This window comes from Burkholderiales bacterium (assembly GCA_015075645.1).
Lineage (GTDB): Bacteria > Pseudomonadota > Gammaproteobacteria > Burkholderiales > Casimicrobiaceae > VBCG01.
Map to the genome: position 1 here is coordinate 178,294 of JABTUF010000006.1, position 18,333 is coordinate 196,626.

Below are 18,333 nucleotides of genomic sequence, written 5' to 3' on the forward strand. Positions count from 1 at the left end.
GCGATGACCGACGAGCGATCGATCCTCCTCGCCGCCGACGGCATCGGCAAGCGCTTCGGCGGCGTGCAGGCGCTCTCCGAGGTGAGCTTCACGATCCGCCGGGGCGAGATCTACGGGCTCATCGGCCCCAACGGCGCCGGCAAGACCACGCTCTTCAACGTGCTCACCGGCATCTACGAGCCGGACGGAGGCCGGTTCACCTTCGACGGCGAGCCGCTGATGGGCCTCAAGCCCAACGAGGTCGCCGCGCGCGGCATCGCACGCACGTTCCAGAACATCCGGCTCTTCGCGAACCTGTCGGCGCTCGAGAACGTGATGGTCGGCCGGCACGTGCGCACGAAAGCCGGCGTGTGGGGCGCGGTCGTGCGCGACCGCCGCACGCGCGACGAGGAAGCGGGCATCGAGCGGCGCGCGCTCGAACTCCTCGACTACGTCGGCGTGGCATCGCGCGCGAACGACCTCGCGAAGAACCTGCCCTACGGCTTCCAGCGCCGGCTCGAGATCGCCCGCGCGCTCGCGACCGAGCCGAAGCTCCTCGCGCTCGACGAGCCCGCCGCCGGGATGAACGCCACCGAGACCGCGTCGCTCGAATCGCTGCTGCACGACATCCGCCGCGACGGCACCACGATCCTCCTGATCGAGCACGACATGAAGCTCGTGATGGGCGTGTGCGACCGCGTGCTCGTGCTCGACTACGGCCGCAGGATCGCCGAGGGCCCGGCCGCCGAGGTGCAGAAGGATCCGGCGGTGATCTCGGCCTACCTCGGCGGCGAGGTCGCGCTGAACCTGAAGGGCGCCTGACCGATGACGAGCACCGCGCCCCCGCTCCTCGCGCTCGAAGGCCTCAAGGTCGCCTACGGCGGCATCCAGGCGGTGAAGGGCATCGACCTCGTCGTCGGCAAGGGCGAACTCGTCTGCCTGATCGGCGCGAACGGCGCCGGCAAGACCACGACGCTGAAGGGCGTCACCGGCCTGCAGCCGGTCAGCGGCGGCAGCGTGCGCTACGACGGCGAGGACGTGACCGGCAGGCCGGCGTTCGAACTCGTCCGCCGCGGGCTCGCGATGGTGCCGGAGGGCCGCGGCGTGTTCGGCGCGCTCACGATCGAGGAGAACCTCGCGATGGGCGCCTACATCCGCAACGACAAGGCCGGCATCGCGAGCGACATCGAGCGCGCGTTCACGCTGTTCCCGCGCCTCAAGGAGCGGCGCCGGCAGACCGCGGGCACGCTGTCGGGCGGCGAGCAGCAGATGCTCGCGATGGCGCGGGCGATGATGTCGCGTCCGCGCCTGCTCCTGCTCGACGAACCGTCGATGGGCCTCGCGCCGCTCATGGTGCAGCGGGTGTTCGAGACCGTCATGACGGTGAGCCGCGAGGGCGTGACCATCCTGCTGATCGAGCAGAACGCGAAGCTCGCGCTCGAGGTGAGCCACCGCGGCTACGTGATGGAATCCGGCGAGATCACGCTCGCCGGCGAGGCGAAGGCCTTGCTGCACGACCCCAAGGTGCGCGCCGCCTACCTCGGCGTCGGCGCGTGACGCGGCCTTGTCGCCCCTGGCGCGCGCCGGTGTCGCGCGCGTCCCGCGCCCCGGAGTTCGTCGGTTGAGCGCGCAGACGACCATCGTCACGGTCCCGGCTTCGCGTGCGCTCGCCTGGTACGGCGACGCGATGCGCCTGTGGAAGCGCGGTCCGGTCGTGATGTCGGCGCTCGGCGCGATCACGATCCTGTCGCAGTTCGTCTTCGAGCTGTGGCCGGAGGCGGGCTCGCTCCTCGCGAAGCTCGCGGTGCCGCTCATCGCCTGCGGCATGCTCTACGCGGCCCAGGCGACCGAGCGCGGCGAACGGGCGCGCCTCGCGCACGCGCTCTACGCGTTTCGCGCCGGTGCGGGCGCGATCGGCGCGATCATCGTGTCGTCGGCCATCACGTTCCTGGCCGAATGGGCGGCCGCCGACAGCCTCGCGGGCGTCGACCTGATGCGTCCGGGCTCGCCCGCGCCCGACCTGGACCTCGCGACCGTGCTCGCGATCTACGCCGTCGGCATCCTCGCGTCGCTGCCGATGTCGCTGGTACCGCTCGCCGCGCTCTTCGGCGGCGAGGGCTTCGCCCGCTCGTTCGCCACGTCGCTGCGGGCGTTCGCGCGCAACCCCGGCGCGTTCCTCGTCTACGGCGTCGTCGCGCTCGCGCTCCTCGCGATCGGCCTCGCCACGATGGGCATCGGGCTCGTCATCGCGCTGCCGCTCATCGCCTGCGCGACCTTCGCGGCGTGGCGGGAGGTGTGTCCGGGCGAAGCTACGCCGTCGGCGCCTGCCTGAACCCCGCGAGGCCGGGGTCGGCCTCGACTTCCCCCACCTCGACCCGCGCGACGCGCGCGGTCGGCGGCCCGCGCCGCGCCCAGTCGATCGCGCGCAGGACGGCGTCCTCCGGCCCCTGCAGCCACGCCTCGACGGTGCCGTCGCGCCGGTTGCGTACCCAGCCGTCGACTCGGAGTCCGCGCGCGGCCTCGACGGTCGCGAAGCGGAATCCGACGCCCTGCACGCGCCCGTGGACGACGATGCGGCGCGCGATCACCCGAGTTCGCCGCGCCGCGCGAGGAAGAACAGCGCGGCGAGCGTCTTTCCGTCGGTGATCGCGCCACGCTCCGCCAGCTCCAGCAACTCGCCGCCGGTCATCGTGACGATGTCGAGGTGCTCGTCCTCGTCGAGCCGGCGGCCGACGTGCGTGAGCGCGTCGGCGAACCACAGCTCGATCGCCTCGTCGGTGTAGCCGACGCCGGGGTGGATGACGCCGAGGCGGCTCCAGTGCGCCGCTCGGTAACCGGCCTCCTCCTCGAGTTCGCGCTTGCCGGTGTCGAGCGCCGCCTCGCCCCGATCGCGCTTGCCCGCCGGGAACTCGACGATCACCTGCCCGACCGGATAGCGGAACTGGCGCTCGACGATCCAGCGCCGGTCGGGAAGCCTCGGCGCCACGAGCACGGCGCCCGGGTGCACGATGTACTCGCGGGTCGCGAGATGGCCGTTGGGCAGGCGCACGGTGTCCTTGCGCACGTGCAGGAGCGCGCCGTCGAACACCCGCGTCGAGTCGACGCCGACTTCGATGAGGTGCGCGTCCCGCGCGGATGGGTCTTCGCTCATGTCGCTTCGGTCTCCGTCCCGGCGCATCCTCGCGCTGCGTGGTTCCGTCTCGCGCGGGTCACTGGCCCGCGTTCTCCGCGGCCCAGTCGCGCGGCACCAGGTAGCGCTCGTGGAGTCGCGCCTCCGGCGTGCCGGGCTCGGGATGCCAGTCGTAGCGCCAGCTCGCACTCGGCGGCATCGACATCAGGATCGCCTCGGTGCGCCCGTTGCTCTGCAGGCCGAACGCGGTGCCGCGGTCCCACACCAGGTTGAACTCGACGTAGCGGCCGCGCCGGTAGGACTGGAACTCGCGTTCGCGCTCGCCGTAGGGCTGGTCCTTCCGGCGTTCGAGGATCGGCGCGTAGGCGCCTGAGAACGCGTCGCCGACCGCGCGCAGGATCGCGAATGCGCGGTCGAACCCGCCGTCGGCGAGGTCGTCGAAGAAGATGCCGCCGACGCCGCGCGGCTCGCGCCGGTGCTTCAGGTAGAAATAGTCGTCGCAGGCGCGCTTCCAGCGCGGGTGCAGATCCGCGCCGAACGGCGCGAGCGCGTCGCGGCAGGCGCGGTGGAACGCGATCGCGTCCTCGTCGAAGCCGTAGATCGGCGTCAGGTCCATGCCGCCGCCGAACCACCACACGGGTTCGGCGCCCTCGCGCGTGGCGACGAACATCCGCACGTTCATGTGCACGGTCGGCGCGTAGGGATTGCGCGGGTGCACGACGAGCGACACGCCCATCGCCTCCCACGCGCGCCCGGCGAGTTCGGGCCGGCCCGCGCTCGCGGAGGCCGGCAGCGCGGCGCCGCGCACGTCGGAGAAATTGACGCCGCCGCGCTCGATCACGCGAGCGTCCTCGATCAGCCGCGAAATCCCCCCGCCGCCTTCCGGCCGTTCCCACGCGTCGCGCAGGAAGGTGCCGCCGTCGACGGCTTCCAGTCGCGCGACGATGCGCTCCTGCAGGCCGGTGAGGTACGAGCGGACAGCACCGACATTCAAAGGTGTCATCAAAGGGGTCAGACTCGATTGTTTGGCTTCCTGGAGTTCATGGGCAAGAAGCGCTCCCGATCAATCGAGTCTGACCCCTTTGGTGTCGGAGCCTACCGCCGCGCGAGCGCACGATGGCCGATGTCGGTGCGGAACTGCATGCCGTCGAAGCGAATGCCGGCGATCGCCGCGTAGGCCGCACGCTGCGCGAGGCGCACCGAATCGCCGAGCGCGGTCACGCACAGCACGCGTCCGCCGCTCGTGACGACGCGATCGCCGTCGAGCGCGGTGCCGGCGTGGAACACCTTGACGTCCGGATGTTCGGCGTTCGGGCGGTCGAGGCCCTCGATCGCGTCGCCGCGCCGCGGCGCATCGGGGTAGCCGGCCGCGGCGAGCACGACGCCGAGCGCCGCGCGGCGGTCCCACGTCGCCTCGGCGCGGTCGAGCGTGCCGCGCGCGGCGTGCTCGGCGAGGTCGATCAGGTCGGACGCGAGGCGCACCATGATCGGCTGCGTCTCGGGGTCGCCCAGCCGGCAGTTGTATTCGAGCACGCGCGGCGTGCCTTCTGCGTCGACCATCACGCCGGCGTAGAGGAATCCGGTGTACGGAATGCCGTCGGCGGCCATGCCCTCGACCGTCGGCACGATGATCTCGCGCATGATGCGCTTGTGGAGTTCGGGAGTGACGACCGGCGCGGGCGAGTACGCGCCCATGCCGCCGGTGTTCGGCCCGGTGTCGCCGTCGCGAAGGCGCTTGTGGTCCTGCGAGGACGCGAGCGGCAGCACGGTGCGGCCGTCGGCGAGCACGATGAAGCTCGCCTCCTCGCCGTCGAGGAAATCCTCGACGACGACGCGCGCGCCCGCCTCGCCCATCGTGTGCCCGACGAGCATCGCGTCGATCGCCGCCTGGGCTTCCGCGACCGTGGCCGCGACGACGACGCCCTTGCCCGCGGCGAGCCCGTCGGCCTTCACGACGATCGGCGCGCCGCGGTCCGCGACGTACGCCTTCGCCGCGGCGGCGTCGGTGAAGGTCCGCGACGCGGCGGTCGGGATCTCGTGCCGCGCCATGAACGCCTTGGCGAAGTCCTTCGACGACTCGAGCTGCGCCGCCGCGCGGGTCGCGCCGACGATCGCAAGACCGGCGGCGCGGAACGCGTCGACGACGCCCGCGGCGAGCGGCGCCTCGGGACCGACGATCGTCATCGCGACGCGCTCGCGCTTCGCGAACGCGACGAGGTCGTCGATCGCGGTGATCGCGACGTTGACGACACCGGGCTCGCGCGCGGTGCCGGCGTTGCCCGGCGCGACGTAGACCTTCGCGGCGCGCGGCGACTGCGCGGCCTTCCACGCCAGCGCGTGCTCGCGCCCGCCGCCGCCGATGACGAGCACGTTCATCGGGCGCGGATCACTTGAAGTTGTAGCGGCCCATCACGTAGAGCACGCTGCCGTTGTTGACCCCCCCGTTCACCGTCGGAATGAAGGTCATCGTGACCACGGCGCGATCGTAGCGGACCGAGGCGAGCGGCAGCGCGGCCGGGAACGGGATCCCGTTCCAGATGTCGGGCCGCTGGACGATCATCAGCGTGTAGCCGAGCCCCCCCTGCAACCCGCCTTCGGTCCCCCAGTAGCGGGTCCACGCGTAGCCCACCTGGATCTGCGCGTTGCGGTGCGAGTCCTGGAACGCGAGCCCGTAGACCATGTGCTCGTCGCCCTTCTCGTCGTAGACCACGCGGCCGTAGCCGCCGCCCCACGAATCGGACTCGAGTTCGTCGCGCTTCTCCTTCGTGTAGGTCCACGGCGTGTGCCACGAGTAGCCCGACAGCAGCAGCGAGTGCCCGCCGCGCTTCCAGGTGTCGGTGAGGCGGCTGCAGAAGCGCTCGTACCAGGCGAGCGTCTCCGAGGTGGGATCGCCGTGGCAATCGACGGCGGCGGCGAGCGGCGAGACGACGAGCGCGGCGAGCGCGACGACGAGCTTGAACCCGGTTCGCATGGCGGGGGCTCAGTGCCTGAAATGGCGTACGCCGGTGAACACCATCGCGATGCCGCGCTCGTCGGCCGCGGCGATCACCTCGTCGTCGCGCACGCTGCCGCCCGGCTGGATCACCGCGCCCGCTCCCTGGTCCGCGACGACGTCGAGCCCGTCGCGGAACGGGAAGAATGCGTCGGAGGCCGCCACCGAGCCGGCGAGGTCGAGCTTCGCGGCGGCCGCCTTCGACGCCGCGATGCGGGTCGAGTCGACGCGGCTCATCTGGCCGGCGCCGACGCCGAGCGTCGCGCCGTCGCGGCAGTAGACGATCGCGTTCGACTTGACGAACTTGGCGACGCGCCAGGCGAACATCAGGTCGGCGAGTTCGCGGGCGTCCGGCGCCTTCTTCGTCACCACCCGCAGTTCGCCGGGCGCGACGTTGCGCGCGTCGCCGGACTGCACCAGCAGCCCGCCGCCGATCCGCTTGAAGTCGAGCTGCGGCGGCGGCGCTTCCTGCGCGAGCGGCACCTCGAGCACGCGGACGTTGCGCTTCTGGCCGACGATCGAGAGCGCATCGTCGGTGTACGCGGGCGCGACCAGCACCTCGACGAACTGACCGGCCACCGCCTCGAGCGTCGCCGCGTCGACCGGCCGGTTGAACGCGATGATGCCGCCGAACGCGCTCGTCGGGTCGGTCGCGAACGCGCGCCGGTAGGCTTCCAGCGTCGAGGCGCCGAGCGCGACGCCGCAGGGATTGGCGTGCTTGACGATGACGCACGCGCTGCCGTCGAACGACTTCACGCACTCCCACGCGGCGTCGGCGTCGGCGATGTTGTTGTACGACAGTTCCTTGCCCTGCCGCTGGCGGAAGGTGGCGATCGTCCCGGGCGAGGGCGACTCGTCGCGGTAGAACGCGGCGCCCTGGTGCGGATTCTCGCCGTAGCGCAGCGCCTGCACCCGCTCGCCCGCGTAGCGGAACGATTGCGGAAACGCCTCCGCGGTGCCGTCGGCGGAGCGCGCCGTGAGCCAGTTGGCGATCGCGCCGTCGTAGGCGGCGGTGTGCGCGAACGCCTTGCGCGCCAATGCGAAACGCGTCGCGTCGGAGAGCAGGTTGCCGCTCCGCGCGAGTTCGACCGCGAGCGCCGCGTAGTCGGCGGGATCGACCACCACGCCGACGTGCTGCCAGTTCTTCGCCGCGGCGCGCACCATCGCCGGCCCGCCGATGTCGATGTTCTCGATCGCGTCGTCGAGCGTGCACCCCGGTTTCGCGACCGTCTGCCGGAACGGGTACAGGTTGACGACGACGAGATCGATCGTCGGGATGCCGTGCGCGGCGATGGCGTCCACGTGCGAGGCGAGGTCGCGGCGCGCGAGGATGCCGCCGTGCACCTTCGGGTGCAGCGTCTTCACCCGCCCGTCGAGCATCTCGGGGAAGCCCGTGTACGCTCCGACGTCGGTCACCGGCAGCCCGGCGTCCGCGATGGCCTTCGCGGTGCCGCCGGTCGACAGGAGCTTCACGCCGCGGCCGGCGAGCGTCCGCGCGAACTCGACGAGACCCGTCTTGTCCGAGACCGACAGCAGCGCCTGGGCGACCGGCGCCGCCATCACGAGAGCTTGTATTTCGCGAGCTTCGCCCGCAGCGTGTTGCGATTGAGGCCGAGCATGTCGGCGGCCTGCGTCTGGTTCTGGCCCGCCCGCTCCATGATCGCGGCGATGAGTGCGCGCTCGACGTGCCCGATCACCATCGCGTAGACGTTGTGCGCCGGCTCGCCGTCGAGGCGACGGAAATACTCGTCGAGCGAGCGCTCGACGCTGCGGCCGATGTCGTTGCTGCCGTTGAGCTTGACCTTGCGATTCACGCGGCGAGGGCCTCCCCTGCCCGATGCCTCGAGGATTCGCGCGACAGCGGCGCGCGATCCATGACGGCGGCCTCTGCGGGTCCGCTCGCCTCCTGCAGGCGCTCGCCGTGGCGGGCGAGCACCTCGAACCAGCGCTCGACCGCGTCGAACTGCGCGAACGTCGTCTCGCACAGGTTCATCGCACGGCGGAACGCCTCGCCGCCCGGCAGCCCTTCCGCGTACCAGCCGAGATGCTTGCGCGCGGTGCGCACGCCCGCCTCCGGTCCGTGGAACGCGTGGTGATCGTGCAGGTGTCCGACCACCAGGTCATGGAATTCGCTCACGAGCGGCGGGAGCAGATGCCTGCCGGTCGCGAGGAAATGCGCGATCTCGCGGAAGATCCAGGGCCGGCCCTGCGCGGCGCGCCCGATCATCAGGCCGTCGGCGCCGGTGACGGCGAGCACCGCCCGCGCGCGCTCCGGCGAGTCGATGTCGCCGTTGGCGATTACCGGGATGCCCACCGAGCGCTTGACCGCGGCGATGGTCGCGTACTCGACCGCTCCGGTGAACGCGCACGCGCGCGTGCGGCCGTGCACCGAGAGCGCGGCGATGCCGGCGCCCTCGGCGATGCGCGCGATGCGCACCGCGTTGCGGCGCTCGGGCGCGGGACCGGTGCGGAGCTTGAGCGTGACCGGCACGTCGACCGCCGCCACGACCGCCTCGAGGATCGCTGCGACGCGCGGCTCGTCGGACAGGAGCGCGGAGCCGGCGGCGACGTTGCACACCTTCTTCGCCGGACAGCCCATGTTGATGTCGATGATCTGCGCGCCGCGGTCGACGTTGTAGCGCGCGGCATCCGCCATCATCGCCGGATCCGCGCCCGCGATCTGCACCGCGATCGGCGCGGCCTCGCCCGCGTGATCGACGCGCCGCAGCGATTTCGCGGTCGCGCGGAGCGCGGGATTCGACGCGACCATCTCCGACACCGCGTAGCCGGCGCCCAGCCGCTTGCAGAGCTGGCGGAACGGCCGGTCGGTGACCCCCGCCATCGGCGCGACGGCGAGAGAGTTCGGCAGCGCGTAGGGACCGATGCGCACGAGGTTCGCGTTGACGGGGGTGTCGCGGGGACCGCGATTATACCGGCTTTGCCCGACGACCTCAGTCAGGAAATCGCTCGACGGTTCGAGGATCTCGACGAACGCGCGTTCGCGGAATGCCGCGCCGCGTCAGGCGCCGAAGAGCATCCGTCGCGTGAACGCGCGCTTGAGCGGCGGCGCGGCATCCAGCAACGCGAGTCCGAGACCGCGCGGCCAGCGGACGAGCGGCGCTCCGGTGCCGAACAGGTGCACGAGCCCGTGCGTGAACGCGACGCCCGCCCAGCGGTCGGTCCGGCGGCGCGCCGCGTAGCCGTCGAGCGTCGCGCGCGAGCCCGGATCGTCGCCCGACGCCGAGAGGATCGTGCGGCGCAGTTCCCACGCGTCGCGCAGGCCGACGTTGAAGCCCTGTCCGGCGACCGGATGGAGCGTCTGCGACGCGTTGCCGATCGCGACGATGCGCGCGGCGACCGGCGGGCGCGCCAGTTCGAGCACGAGCGGGAACGACTTCCGGGCGCGCACGCTCACGAAATCGGAGCGCCGCCCGCCGAAGTGCGCGGCGAAGCGCGCGACGAACGCCTCGTCCGGCAGGGCCAGCACCTCCTGCGCCGCGGCGGGTTCCAGCGTCCACACGAAGCCGTACCGGTCGCCTTCGGGCAGCAGCGCGATCGGCCCGTCGGGGGTGAAGCGCTCGTAGGCGAGTCCCGCGTGCGGCGCGCGCGTCTCGAGCTTGCCGATCACCGCCACCTGGCCGTAGTCGTGGCGCACGCGCTCGATGCCGGCCAAGCCCGCGCCGGTGCCGTCGGCCGCCACCGCGAGGCGCGCGCCGATCGGCTCGGCGCCTCCCGACGGGACGATGCTCGCGAGCGCGGACGTCGCGTCGATCCGGTCGACCGACACGCCGTAGCGGACTTCGACGCCGGAGCGCTCCAGCGCCGCATCGAGCGCGGCCTGCAGCGCCACGTAGGACACCACGTAGCCCAGCGCGGGCAATCCGACGTCGTTCGCGTCGAGCGTCGCCGAACCGAAGCCGCGCGACTGCGACACGTCGATCCGCACGATCGGCGTCACGGCGCCCGGGGTCGCCGCCAGCTCGGACCAGACCTCGAGCCGCTCGAGGATCAGCCGCGACCCATGCGACAGCGCGAGCGAGCGGTCGCCGCGCAGCGTCGCGCCCTGCGCGCGCGCGTCGAGCGCGACGACGCGAAGCCCGCTGTCGGCCAGCGCGAGCGCCAAGGTTGCGCCGACGGGGCCGGCACCGACGATGCAGAGGTCAGGAGTCAGTTGGCAGTCGACAGTTGGCAGTGGCGCCGCGGTCTCCGGTGGCGGCGCCACTGGCAACTGACAACTGTCAACTGTCAACTGCGGCGGCACGCCGCCTCCACCTCCGCGACCGTCTTCGGCGCGGCGGCGGTGAGGTTCTCGATCCCGTCGGCGGTGACGACGACGTCGTCCTCGATGCGCACACCGATGCCGGCGAACTCGTCGGGCACGCCGTCGCCGGGACGGATGTAGAGGCCCGGCTCGACGGTCAGCACCATGCCGGGCACGAGCTTCACCGACTCGCCCTTCTCCTGGTAGAGCCCGGCGTCGTGCACGTCCATGCCGAGCCAGTGCCCGGCGCGATGCATGTAGAAGCGCTTGTAGCTGCCGCTCTCGAGCGCGGCGTCGAGCGGTCCCTCGATCAGGCCGAGGTCGATCAGCCGCTCGGCGAGCACCCGCTCCGCGGCCTTGTGGTAGTCGTGGAACGGCACGCCCGGCCGCACCGCATCGAGACAGGCGAGCTGCGCCGCGAGCACGGCCTCGTAGACCGCCTTCTGCGGAGCGGTGAAACGCCCGTTCACCGGAAAGGTGCGCGTGATGTCGGAGGCGTAGCCGCGGTACTCGCAGCCGGCGTCGATCAGCAGGAGGTCGCCGTCGGCCATCTGCCGGTCGTTCTCGCGGTAGTGGAGCACGCACGCGTTCGGGCCGCTCGCCACGATCGACGGATAGGCGACCGACTGCGCGCCTTCCATCAGGAACTCGTGAACCAGTTCCGCCTCGACCTGGTACTCGTGCATCCCCGGCCGCGCGGCGGCCATCGCGCGCGCATGCGCCGACGACGAGATCGCGGCGGCGCGGCGCATCAGCGCGAGTTCATGCGCGTCCTTGACGAGGCGCATGCGATCGAGCGCGCCGCGCACGTCGACGAGTTCGTCGGGTGCGGCGACGCCGGTGCGCACGCGCGCGCGCACCTCGTTCAGCGTGCCCGCGACGCGGCGATCCCATTCCGCCGACATGCCGACCGGCGTGTAGAGCGCGGGCCGGTCGGCGACGAGGTCGGCGAGGCGCGTATCGAGTTCGGCGATCGGCCAGGCCTCGTCGAAGCCGAAGATCTCCTTCGCCGCATCGGGGCCGTAGCGGAAGCCGTCCCAGATCTCGCGCTCCTCGTTCTTCTCGCGGCAGAACAGCAGGTGCCGGTTGCCCTCGTTTCCCGCCACGAGCGCGACGACGGCCTCGGGTTCGGGAAAGCCCGACAGGTAGTAGAAGTAGCTGTCGTGGCGATACGGGTAGAGCGAGTCGCGGTTGCGCGGCGCTTCCGCGGACGTCGGCACGACCGCGAGGCCGCCGCCGGAGCGCGCGCGCATCTCGGCCATCAGCGCTTCGCGTCGACCGCGGTGGATCAGGTGGGCACTTTTCATGATGTCGATCGACATGGCGCCACGGGGGCGGCGCGAGGGGCAGCCATTATAGGGGCGTCGCGATGCCTCCGGGGTGCGACACCTCCGCCGCGAAGCCGCGACTAGAATTCGCCCATGCCGATCGACTCCCCCGACGCCCCGGTCGGCGCACCGCTGCGCGAGGCCAAGCAGGCGATGCGACTCGCGATGGTCGCCGCGCGCGATGCGCTCGATCCGACGTGGCGCGCGCGCGCCTCGGCGGAACTCGTCGAACGGATCGCGTCCCTGCCGACCTTCGCCCGCGCCCGCAGCGTGCTGCTGACCGCGCCGTTTCGCAGCGAATGGGATGCCGCGCCGCTGATCGAGCGGGCGCTCGCACACGGCAAGGATGTTTCGCTGCCGCGCGTGAACGAGCCCGAGCGGATGCTCGAGATCTGCCGGATCGAGGACCCCGCAACCGACATCGTGCCCGGCCACCGGGGGATCCCCGAGCCGTCCGGCCGCTGCATCGAGATCGTTCCGGCGTCGATCGACTGGGTGCTGGTCCCGGGCATCGCGTTCGACCCGACCGGCGCGAGACTGGGTTACGGCGGCGGCTACTACGATCGCCTCCTCCCGATCCTCGCAGCGGACGCGGCGCGGGTCGCCGGTGCGTTCTCGGTCCAGATCGTCGCGCGGGTGCCCTCGGCGCCGCACGACATCCGGATGGATACCGTGGTGAGCGAAGTCGGCGTCGTGGTCGACCGCTCGTGCGTGCGTTGAACACGCCGGCCCCGGCCGGGTCTGGAGCCTCCCCCGGCCTCGCGCTCGGCGCGACGCTCGCGATCCAGATCTACACGTCGCTCGCCGGCGCCGCCGCCGCGGTGCTGGCACCGGCCATCGCCGCGGACCTCGGCGTGCCGGCGCGCTGGATCGGCGCCTACGTCGGCCTCGTCTATGCCGGCGCGATGAGCGCGAGCCTCGTGTGCGGCGCCTGGATCGCGCGCCACGGCGCGATTCGCGTGTCGCAGGCGTGCGTGGCGTTGTGTGCGGGCGGCGTCGCGCTCACCGCGCTCGCGGGACCGGGCGGACTCGCGCTCGTCGCCTTCGCCGCGTTCGGGCTCGGACTGGGCTACGGCCCGATCACGCCGGCGTCCTCGCAGATCCTCGCGCGCACGACGCCGCCGTCGCGCATGAGCCTCGTGTTCTCGATCAAGCAGACCGGCGTGCCGGCGGGAACCGCACTGGCAGGAGCAGCATTGCCGGCCGTCGCGCTCATGTGGGGCTGGCGCGCCGCGTTCGCCGCCGTCGCGATCATCGGCGCCGCGGTCATCCTCGCCGCCCAGCCGATCCGCCGCGGACTCGACACCGGGTTGCGACGCGATGCCGACGTCGCGATCGGCCGCGCGTTCACCGCGGTCGCGCAACTGATGCGCGACGCGAGGATCGCGCCGCTGGTGTTGCTCTCGTTCGCCTACGCGGCCACCCAGGTGTCGCTCACGAGCTTCCTCGTCGTGCACCTGACCGGGGTGCTCGGCTGGTCGCTCGTCGGCGCGGGCTTCGCGCTGTCGGCCGGCACGGTCGGCGGCGTCGCCGGACGCATCGCATGGGGCGCATTGTCCGACCGCACCCACGCGCCGCGCGCGGTCCTGGGCGCGCTCGGCGTCGCGGCCGGACTCTGCGCCACGCTGCTTGCGTTCGCGACGGCCGGGTGGCCCGACCTCGCGGTCTACGCGATCGTCGTCGCATTCGGGGCCACCGCCATCGGCTGGAATGGCGTGATGCTGGCGGAAGTCGCCCGCCTGGCCCCGGCAGGCGAAGCCGCCTCCATCACCGGGACCGCCGGCGTCGTGACCTTCTCGGGCGTCGTGGTCGGGCCGACGCTGTTCGCCGCGCTCTCCGCTGCGGCAGGCACCACGCGGGCCGGTTTCGCGGCGGCCGCCCTGCTGTCCGGCGTGTCCGGCGCCGTGATGCTGGTTCGGCGGCACGCTGGACGATAGGGCGAGGATCGCATTGTCAAACAATGCGTTGCAGAACAGTGATTACTTACTTCCGACACCGGGGTCATCCAACTTCCCGGGGCGCGGTCGACGGCGCAAAATTTTTGGAAATGATTTCCATGATGTGGTAACGTTGCACCAGACGCAGAATCGGCGGCCGCCCGTCGTGTCGTCCGACGCAGCGCAGCAATACAGGTCCGCAAGACCTCCCTACAATCGGCTATCCCGCGCAGCACCCACGCCGTTTTCGCAAGGCACGCCGGAGTTTCGACACCATGGACGCGAACGCGACCTCGCCGCACGATCCCGACCCCCAGGAAACCCGCGAGTGGCTCGATGCGCTCGACGGCGTGCTCGAGGCCGAGGGCGCCGACCGGGCGCACTTCCTGATCGAGAGCCTGATCGACGGCGCGCGCCGCCGCGGCGCGCACATGCCGTTCTCGGCGAACACCGCGTACATCAACACCATCCCGGTCGAGGTCCAGCCGAGGATTCCCGGCGACCAGGCGATCGAGCACCGGATCCGCAGCTACGCGCGCTGGAACGCGATGGCGATGGTCGTGCGCGCGAACAAGCACACCAACGTCGGCGGCCACATCGCGAGCTTCGCGTCGGCCGCGACGCTCTACGACGTCGGCTTCAACCACTTCTGGCACGCGCCGTCGGAGAAGCACGGCGGCGACCTCGTATTCGTCCAGGGACATTCGGCGCCCGGCATCTACGCGCGTGCCTACATGCTCGGACGGCTCACCGACGAGCAGATGGACCACTTCCGGCAGGAGGTCGACGGCAAGGGGATCTCGAGCTATCCGCACCCGTGGCTGATGCCCGACTTCTGGCAGTTCCCGACCGTGTCGATGGGCCTCGGGCCGCTGATGGCGATCTACCAGGCGCGCTTCATGAAATACCTGGAGGACCGCGGGTTCGCGCACACCGAGGGCCGCAAGGTGTGGTGCTTCTGCGGCGACGGCGAGATGGACGAACCGGAGTCGATGGGCGCGATCGGCATGGCCTCGCGCGAGACGCTCGACAACCTGATCTTCGTCATCAACTGCAACCTGCAGCGGCTCGACGGGCCGGTGCGCGGCAACGGGAAGATCATCCAGGAACTCGAGAGCGAGTTCCGCGGCGCCGGCTGGAACGTGATCAAGCTGGTCTGGGGCACGCACTGGGACGCGCTGCTCGCGCGCGACAAGAAGGGCATCCTGGTGCGCCGGATGATGGAGTGCGTCGACGGCGAGTACCAGACGTTCAAGTCGAAGGACGGCGCGTACGTCCGCGAGTACTTCTTCAACACGCCGGAACTGAAGGAACTCGTCGCCGACTGGTCCGACGAGGACATCTGGAACCTGAACCGCGGCGGCCACGACCCGCACAAGGTCTATGCGGCGTTCCACGCGGCGGTGAACCACAAGGGCCAGCCCACCGTGATCCTCGCCAAGACGATCAAGGGCTACGGCATGGGCGAGTCGGGCGAGGCCCAGAACATCACGCACCAGCAGAAGAAGATGAGCGGGCTCTCGGTGCGCCACATGCGCGACCGGTTCCAGATCCCGATTCCCGACGACAAGGTCGACGAGGTTCCGTTCGTCCGCTTCCCGGAAGGCAGCCGTGAACTCGAGTACATGCGCGCGCGCCGCAACGAACTCGGCGGCTACCTGCCGGCCCGCCGGCGCAAGGCCGAGTCGCTCCCGGTGCCGGAGCTCTCCGCGTTCGAGCGTTTCCTCAAGAGCACCGAGGACCGCGAGATCTCGACCACGATGGCGTTCGTGCAGATCCTGCAGGTGATCGTGCGCGACAAGGCGCTCGGCAAGCGCGTGGTCCCGATCGTGCCCGACGAATCGCGCACCTTCGGCATGGAGGGCATGTTCCGCCAGCTCGGCATCTGGAACCAGCTCGGCCAGCTCTACACGCCGCAGGACGCCGACCAGCTCATGTTCTACAAGGAGGACAAGCAGGGGCAGATCCTGCAGGAGGGGATCAACGAGGCAGGAGCGATGTGCGACTGGATCGCGGCCGCGACGAGCTACTCGACGCACGGCGTGCCGGTGATCCCGTTCTACATCTTCTACTCGATGTTCGGGTTCCAGCGCGTGGGCGACCTCGCGTGGGCCGCCGGCGACATCCGCGCGCGCGGGTTCCTCCTCGGCGGCACCGCCGGGCGCACGACGCTCAACGGCGAGGGCCTGCAGCACGAGGACGGCCACTCGCACCTGATCTCGGCGACGATCCCGAACTGCGTGTCCTACGACCCGACCTTCGGCTACGAAGTCGCGGTGATCGTGCAGGACGGGCTGCGGCGGATGTTCGCCGAGCAGCACGACTGCTACTACTACATCACGCTGATGAACGAGAACTACCCGCACCCGGCGATGCCGGAGGGCGCGGCGGCCGACATCATCAAGGGGATGTACCGCTTCGAAGCCGGAGCGAAAGGCAAGGCGGGACTGCGCGTGCAACTGCTGGGCTCGGGCACGATCTTCCGCGAGGCGATCGAGGCGGCGAAGCTGCTGCGCGCCGACTGGGGCGTCGAGGCGGACCTCTGGAGCTGCCCGAGCTTCACCGAACTCGCGCGCGAGGGCATGGCGGTCGAGCGCTGGAACATGATGCATGCGGGCGAGGCCCCGCGCGTCTCGCACGTCGCGCATTGCCTGAAGGGCACCGAGGGACCGGTGATCGCCGCGACCGACTACATCCGCGCCTACGCCGAGCAGATCCGCGCGTACGTGCCGCGCCGTTACGTCGTGCTCGGGACCGACGGCTTCGGCCGCTCGGACACGCGCGAGAAGCTGCGCCATTTCTTCGAGGTCGACCGGCACTGGATCGTGCTGGCCGCGCTCAAGGCGCTCGCGGACGACGGCAAGCTCGACCGGTCGAAGGCCGCCGAGGCGATGAAGAAGTACGGGCTGGACGCGGCGAAGCCCGCCCCGTGGACCGTGTGAGCCGGAGCGCGCCGAGATGAGCACGATCGAGATCAAGGTTCCCGACATCGGCGATTTCACCGACGTGCCGGTGATCGAGGTGCTGGTGAAACCCGGCGACACGGTGAAGCCGGAGGACGCGCTCGTCACGCTCGAGAGCGACAAGGCGACGATGGACGTGCCCTCGCCCGCGGCGGGCGTCGTGAAGTCGATCGCCGTGAAGGTCGGCGACAAGGTGAGCGAAGGGTCGGTGGTCGTCGTTCTCGATGCCGCCGCGGCGGCAGGGAAGGGGGAAGGGGGAAGGGAGAAGGGTGCACCTGCGTCTCCTGCGCCCGCTTCCCCTGCATCGCCTGCGGCGGTATCGCCCGCGCCTTCGCCGACGCGCCCTTCCCCCTTCCCCCTTCCCTCTTCCCCGGGTTCAGCCGTCGAGGTGAAGGTGCCCGACATCGGCGACTTCACCGACGTGCCGGTGATCGAAGTGCTGGTGAAACCCGGCGACACGGTGAAGCCCGAGGACGCGCTCGTCACGCTCGAGAGCGACAAGGCGACGATGGACGTGCCGTCCCCGGTCGCGGGCACGATCCGTTCGGTCGCGGTGAAGGTCGGCGACAAGGTGAGCGAAGGGTCGGTCGTGGTCGTGCTCGATGCCGCCGCGACCGCGGCGGCAGGGAAGGGGGAAGGGGGAAGGGAGAAGGGTGCGGCGGAGGCAGGGAAGGGAGAAGGGGGAAGAGGGAAGGGTGCGGCGGCGTCTCCGGCGCCCGTTTCTCCTGCATCGATTTCAACTGCGTCGCCAGCGCCGTCGCCGACGCGCCCTTCCCCCTTCCCCCTTCCCTCTTCCCCGGATTCTCCGGCATCCGGGACCGCGCACGCCTCGCCGTCGGTGCGCAAGATCGCGCGCGAACTCGGCGTCGACGTGTCGAAGGTGACCGGCAGCGGACCGAAAGGCCGCATCCTGGTCGAGGACCTGCGCGCGTTCGTCAAGAAAGTGATGTCCGGCGCCGCGGTGCCGTCCGCCACCGGCACGGGCGGAGCGATCAGCGGCGGCGGCGAACTCAACCTGATCCCCTGGCCGAAGGTCGACTTCGCGAAATACGGCCCGGTCGAATCGAAGCCGCTGTCGCGTATCCGCAAGCTCTCGGGCGCGAACCTCGCGCGCAACTGGGTGATGATCCCGCACGTCACGCAGTTCGACGAGGCGGACATCACCGACCTCGAGGCGTTGCGGGTCCAGCTCAACGGAGAGAACGCGAAGGCCGGCGTCAAGGTCACGATGCTCGCGTTCCTCATCAAGGCGTCGGTCGCCGCGCTCCGCAGGTTCCCCGAATTCAACGCGTCGCTCGACGGCGAGAACCTCGTGCTGAAGGGCTACTTCAACATCGGCTTCGCGGCGGACACGCCCAACGGCCTCGTCGTTCCGGTGCTGAAGAACGCCGACCAGAAGGGCGTGCTGCAGATCGCGAAGGAGATGGGCGAACTCTCGGCGAAGGCCCGCGAGGGCAAGCTCGGTCCCGCCGACATGCAGGGCGGATGCTTTTCGATCAGTTCGCTCGGCGGCATCGGCGGCACCGCGTTCACGCCGATCATCAACGCGCCGGAGGTCGCGATCCTCGGCGTGTCGAAGAGCGCGCACAAGCCGGTGTGGGACGGCAAGGCGTTCGTCCCGCGCCTCATGCTGCCGCTCTCGCTCTCCTACGATCACCGCGTGATCGACGGCGCCGCGGCGGCGCGCTTCACCACCTACCTCGGCACGCTGCTCGGCGACCTGCGCCGCGCGATGCTGTAGCG

Annotated in this window: 17 protein-coding genes; 7 read left to right on the plus strand and 10 right to left on the minus strand. The window is 71.0% G+C overall.

What is annotated here, in order from left to right; all coding sequences use genetic code 11:
- Window positions 1-3: 3 nt before the first annotated feature.
- The 3 genes from HS109_16410 to HS109_16420 all read left to right on the plus strand — a co-directional run bounded on the left by HS109_16410 (window position 4) and on the right by HS109_16420 (window position 2,311).
- Window positions 4-801: an ABC transporter ATP-binding protein gene (locus HS109_16410; protein ID MBE7523950.1), complete on the plus strand. Its 798-nt coding sequence runs from the start codon at window positions 4-6 to the stop codon at window positions 799-801.
- Between the two features lie 3 nt (window positions 802-804).
- Window positions 805-1,536 (plus strand): ABC transporter ATP-binding protein, encoded by a 732-nt coding sequence (locus tag HS109_16415; GenBank protein ID MBE7523951.1) that lies wholly within the window; start codon window positions 805-807, stop codon window positions 1,534-1,536.
- 64 nt (window positions 1,537-1,600) lie between these two features.
- Window positions 1,601-2,311, plus strand: coding sequence for a hypothetical protein (locus HS109_16420; protein ID MBE7523952.1), 711 nt, complete (start codon window positions 1,601-1,603; stop codon window positions 2,309-2,311).
- Here the strand turns inward: HS109_16420 and HS109_16425 are convergent.
- The 10 genes from HS109_16425 to HS109_16470 all read right to left on the minus strand — a co-directional run bounded on the left by HS109_16425 (window position 2,289) and on the right by HS109_16470 (window position 11,684).
- Entirely contained in the window at window positions 2,289-2,567 is a 279-nt protein-coding gene (locus tag HS109_16425) for an acylphosphatase (GenBank protein MBE7523953.1), read from the minus strand. The two genes, HS109_16420 and HS109_16425, sit on opposite strands and share 23 nt — an antisense overlap.
- Window positions 2,564-3,130: an NUDIX hydrolase gene (locus HS109_16430; GenBank protein ID MBE7523954.1), complete on the minus strand. Its 567-nt coding sequence runs from the start codon at window positions 3,128-3,130 to the stop codon at window positions 2,564-2,566. The genes HS109_16425 and HS109_16430 overlap by 4 nt, the downstream gene beginning before the upstream one ends.
- A 58-nt stretch (window positions 3,131-3,188) precedes the next feature.
- Window positions 3,189-4,112: an oxygen-dependent coproporphyrinogen oxidase gene (gene hemF / locus HS109_16435; GenBank protein MBE7523955.1), complete on the minus strand. Its 924-nt coding sequence runs from the start codon at window positions 4,110-4,112 to the stop codon at window positions 3,189-3,191.
- A gap of 92 nt (window positions 4,113-4,204) precedes the next feature.
- Window positions 4,205-5,485: a phosphoribosylamine--glycine ligase gene (gene purD, locus HS109_16440; GenBank protein ID MBE7523956.1), complete on the minus strand. Its 1,281-nt coding sequence runs from the start codon at window positions 5,483-5,485 to the stop codon at window positions 4,205-4,207.
- A gap of 10 nt (window positions 5,486-5,495) precedes the next feature.
- Entirely contained in the window at window positions 5,496-6,080 is a 585-nt protein-coding gene (gene pagP, locus HS109_16445; GenBank protein ID MBE7523957.1) for a lipid IV(A) palmitoyltransferase PagP, read from the minus strand.
- 9 nt (window positions 6,081-6,089) lie between these two features.
- Window positions 6,090-7,661: a bifunctional phosphoribosylaminoimidazolecarboxamide formyltransferase/IMP cyclohydrolase gene (gene purH, locus HS109_16450; protein MBE7523958.1), complete on the minus strand. Its 1,572-nt coding sequence runs from the start codon at window positions 7,659-7,661 to the stop codon at window positions 6,090-6,092.
- Window positions 7,661-7,915: a Fis family transcriptional regulator gene (locus HS109_16455; protein ID MBE7523959.1), complete on the minus strand. Its 255-nt coding sequence runs from the start codon at window positions 7,913-7,915 to the stop codon at window positions 7,661-7,663. Before HS109_16455 ends, purH begins: the two co-directional genes overlap by 1 nt.
- Window positions 7,912-8,991, minus strand: a complete 1,080-nt coding sequence (gene dusB, locus HS109_16460) for a tRNA dihydrouridine synthase DusB (GenBank protein MBE7523960.1) — start codon at window positions 8,989-8,991, stop codon at window positions 7,912-7,914. Before dusB ends, HS109_16455 begins: the two co-directional genes overlap by 4 nt.
- Before the next feature lie 129 nt (window positions 8,992-9,120).
- Window positions 9,121-10,272 (minus strand): FAD-dependent monooxygenase, encoded by a 1,152-nt coding sequence (locus HS109_16465; GenBank protein ID MBE7523961.1) that lies wholly within the window; start codon window positions 10,270-10,272, stop codon window positions 9,121-9,123.
- 74 nt (window positions 10,273-10,346) lie between these two features.
- A complete protein-coding gene (locus HS109_16470) occupies window positions 10,347-11,684 on the minus strand; it encodes an aminopeptidase P N-terminal domain-containing protein (GenBank protein ID MBE7523962.1) in 1,338 nt (445 codons plus the stop codon).
- A 99-nt stretch (window positions 11,685-11,783) separates the two neighbouring features.
- On the opposite strand from HS109_16470, the gene HS109_16475 reads away from it, so the two are divergent.
- The 4 genes from HS109_16475 (at window position 11,784) to aceF (ending at window position 18,331) form a co-directional block, all read left to right on the plus strand.
- Window positions 11,784-12,410 carry a 5-formyltetrahydrofolate cyclo-ligase gene (locus HS109_16475; GenBank protein MBE7523963.1) on the plus strand — a complete coding sequence of 209 codons (627 nt, stop codon included), beginning with the start codon at window positions 11,784-11,786 and terminating at the stop codon, window positions 12,408-12,410.
- Window positions 12,407-13,627 carry an MFS transporter gene (locus HS109_16480; protein ID MBE7523964.1) on the plus strand — a complete coding sequence of 407 codons (1,221 nt, stop codon included), beginning with the start codon at window positions 12,407-12,409 and terminating at the stop codon, window positions 13,625-13,627. The genes HS109_16475 and HS109_16480 overlap by 4 nt, the downstream gene beginning before the upstream one ends.
- Window positions 13,628-13,902: 275 nt before the next feature.
- The gene (aceE, locus tag HS109_16485; GenBank protein MBE7523965.1) at window positions 13,903-16,569 is read left to right on the plus strand and encodes a pyruvate dehydrogenase (acetyl-transferring), homodimeric type; all 2,667 of its coding nucleotides are present in this window, start codon (window positions 13,903-13,905) and stop codon (window positions 16,567-16,569) included.
- A 16-nt stretch (window positions 16,570-16,585) separates the two neighbouring features.
- The gene (aceF, locus tag HS109_16490) at window positions 16,586-18,331 is read left to right on the plus strand and encodes a dihydrolipoyllysine-residue acetyltransferase (protein ID MBE7523966.1); all 1,746 of its coding nucleotides are present in this window, start codon (window positions 16,586-16,588) and stop codon (window positions 18,329-18,331) included.
- Window positions 18,332-18,333: the final 2 nt, after the last annotated feature.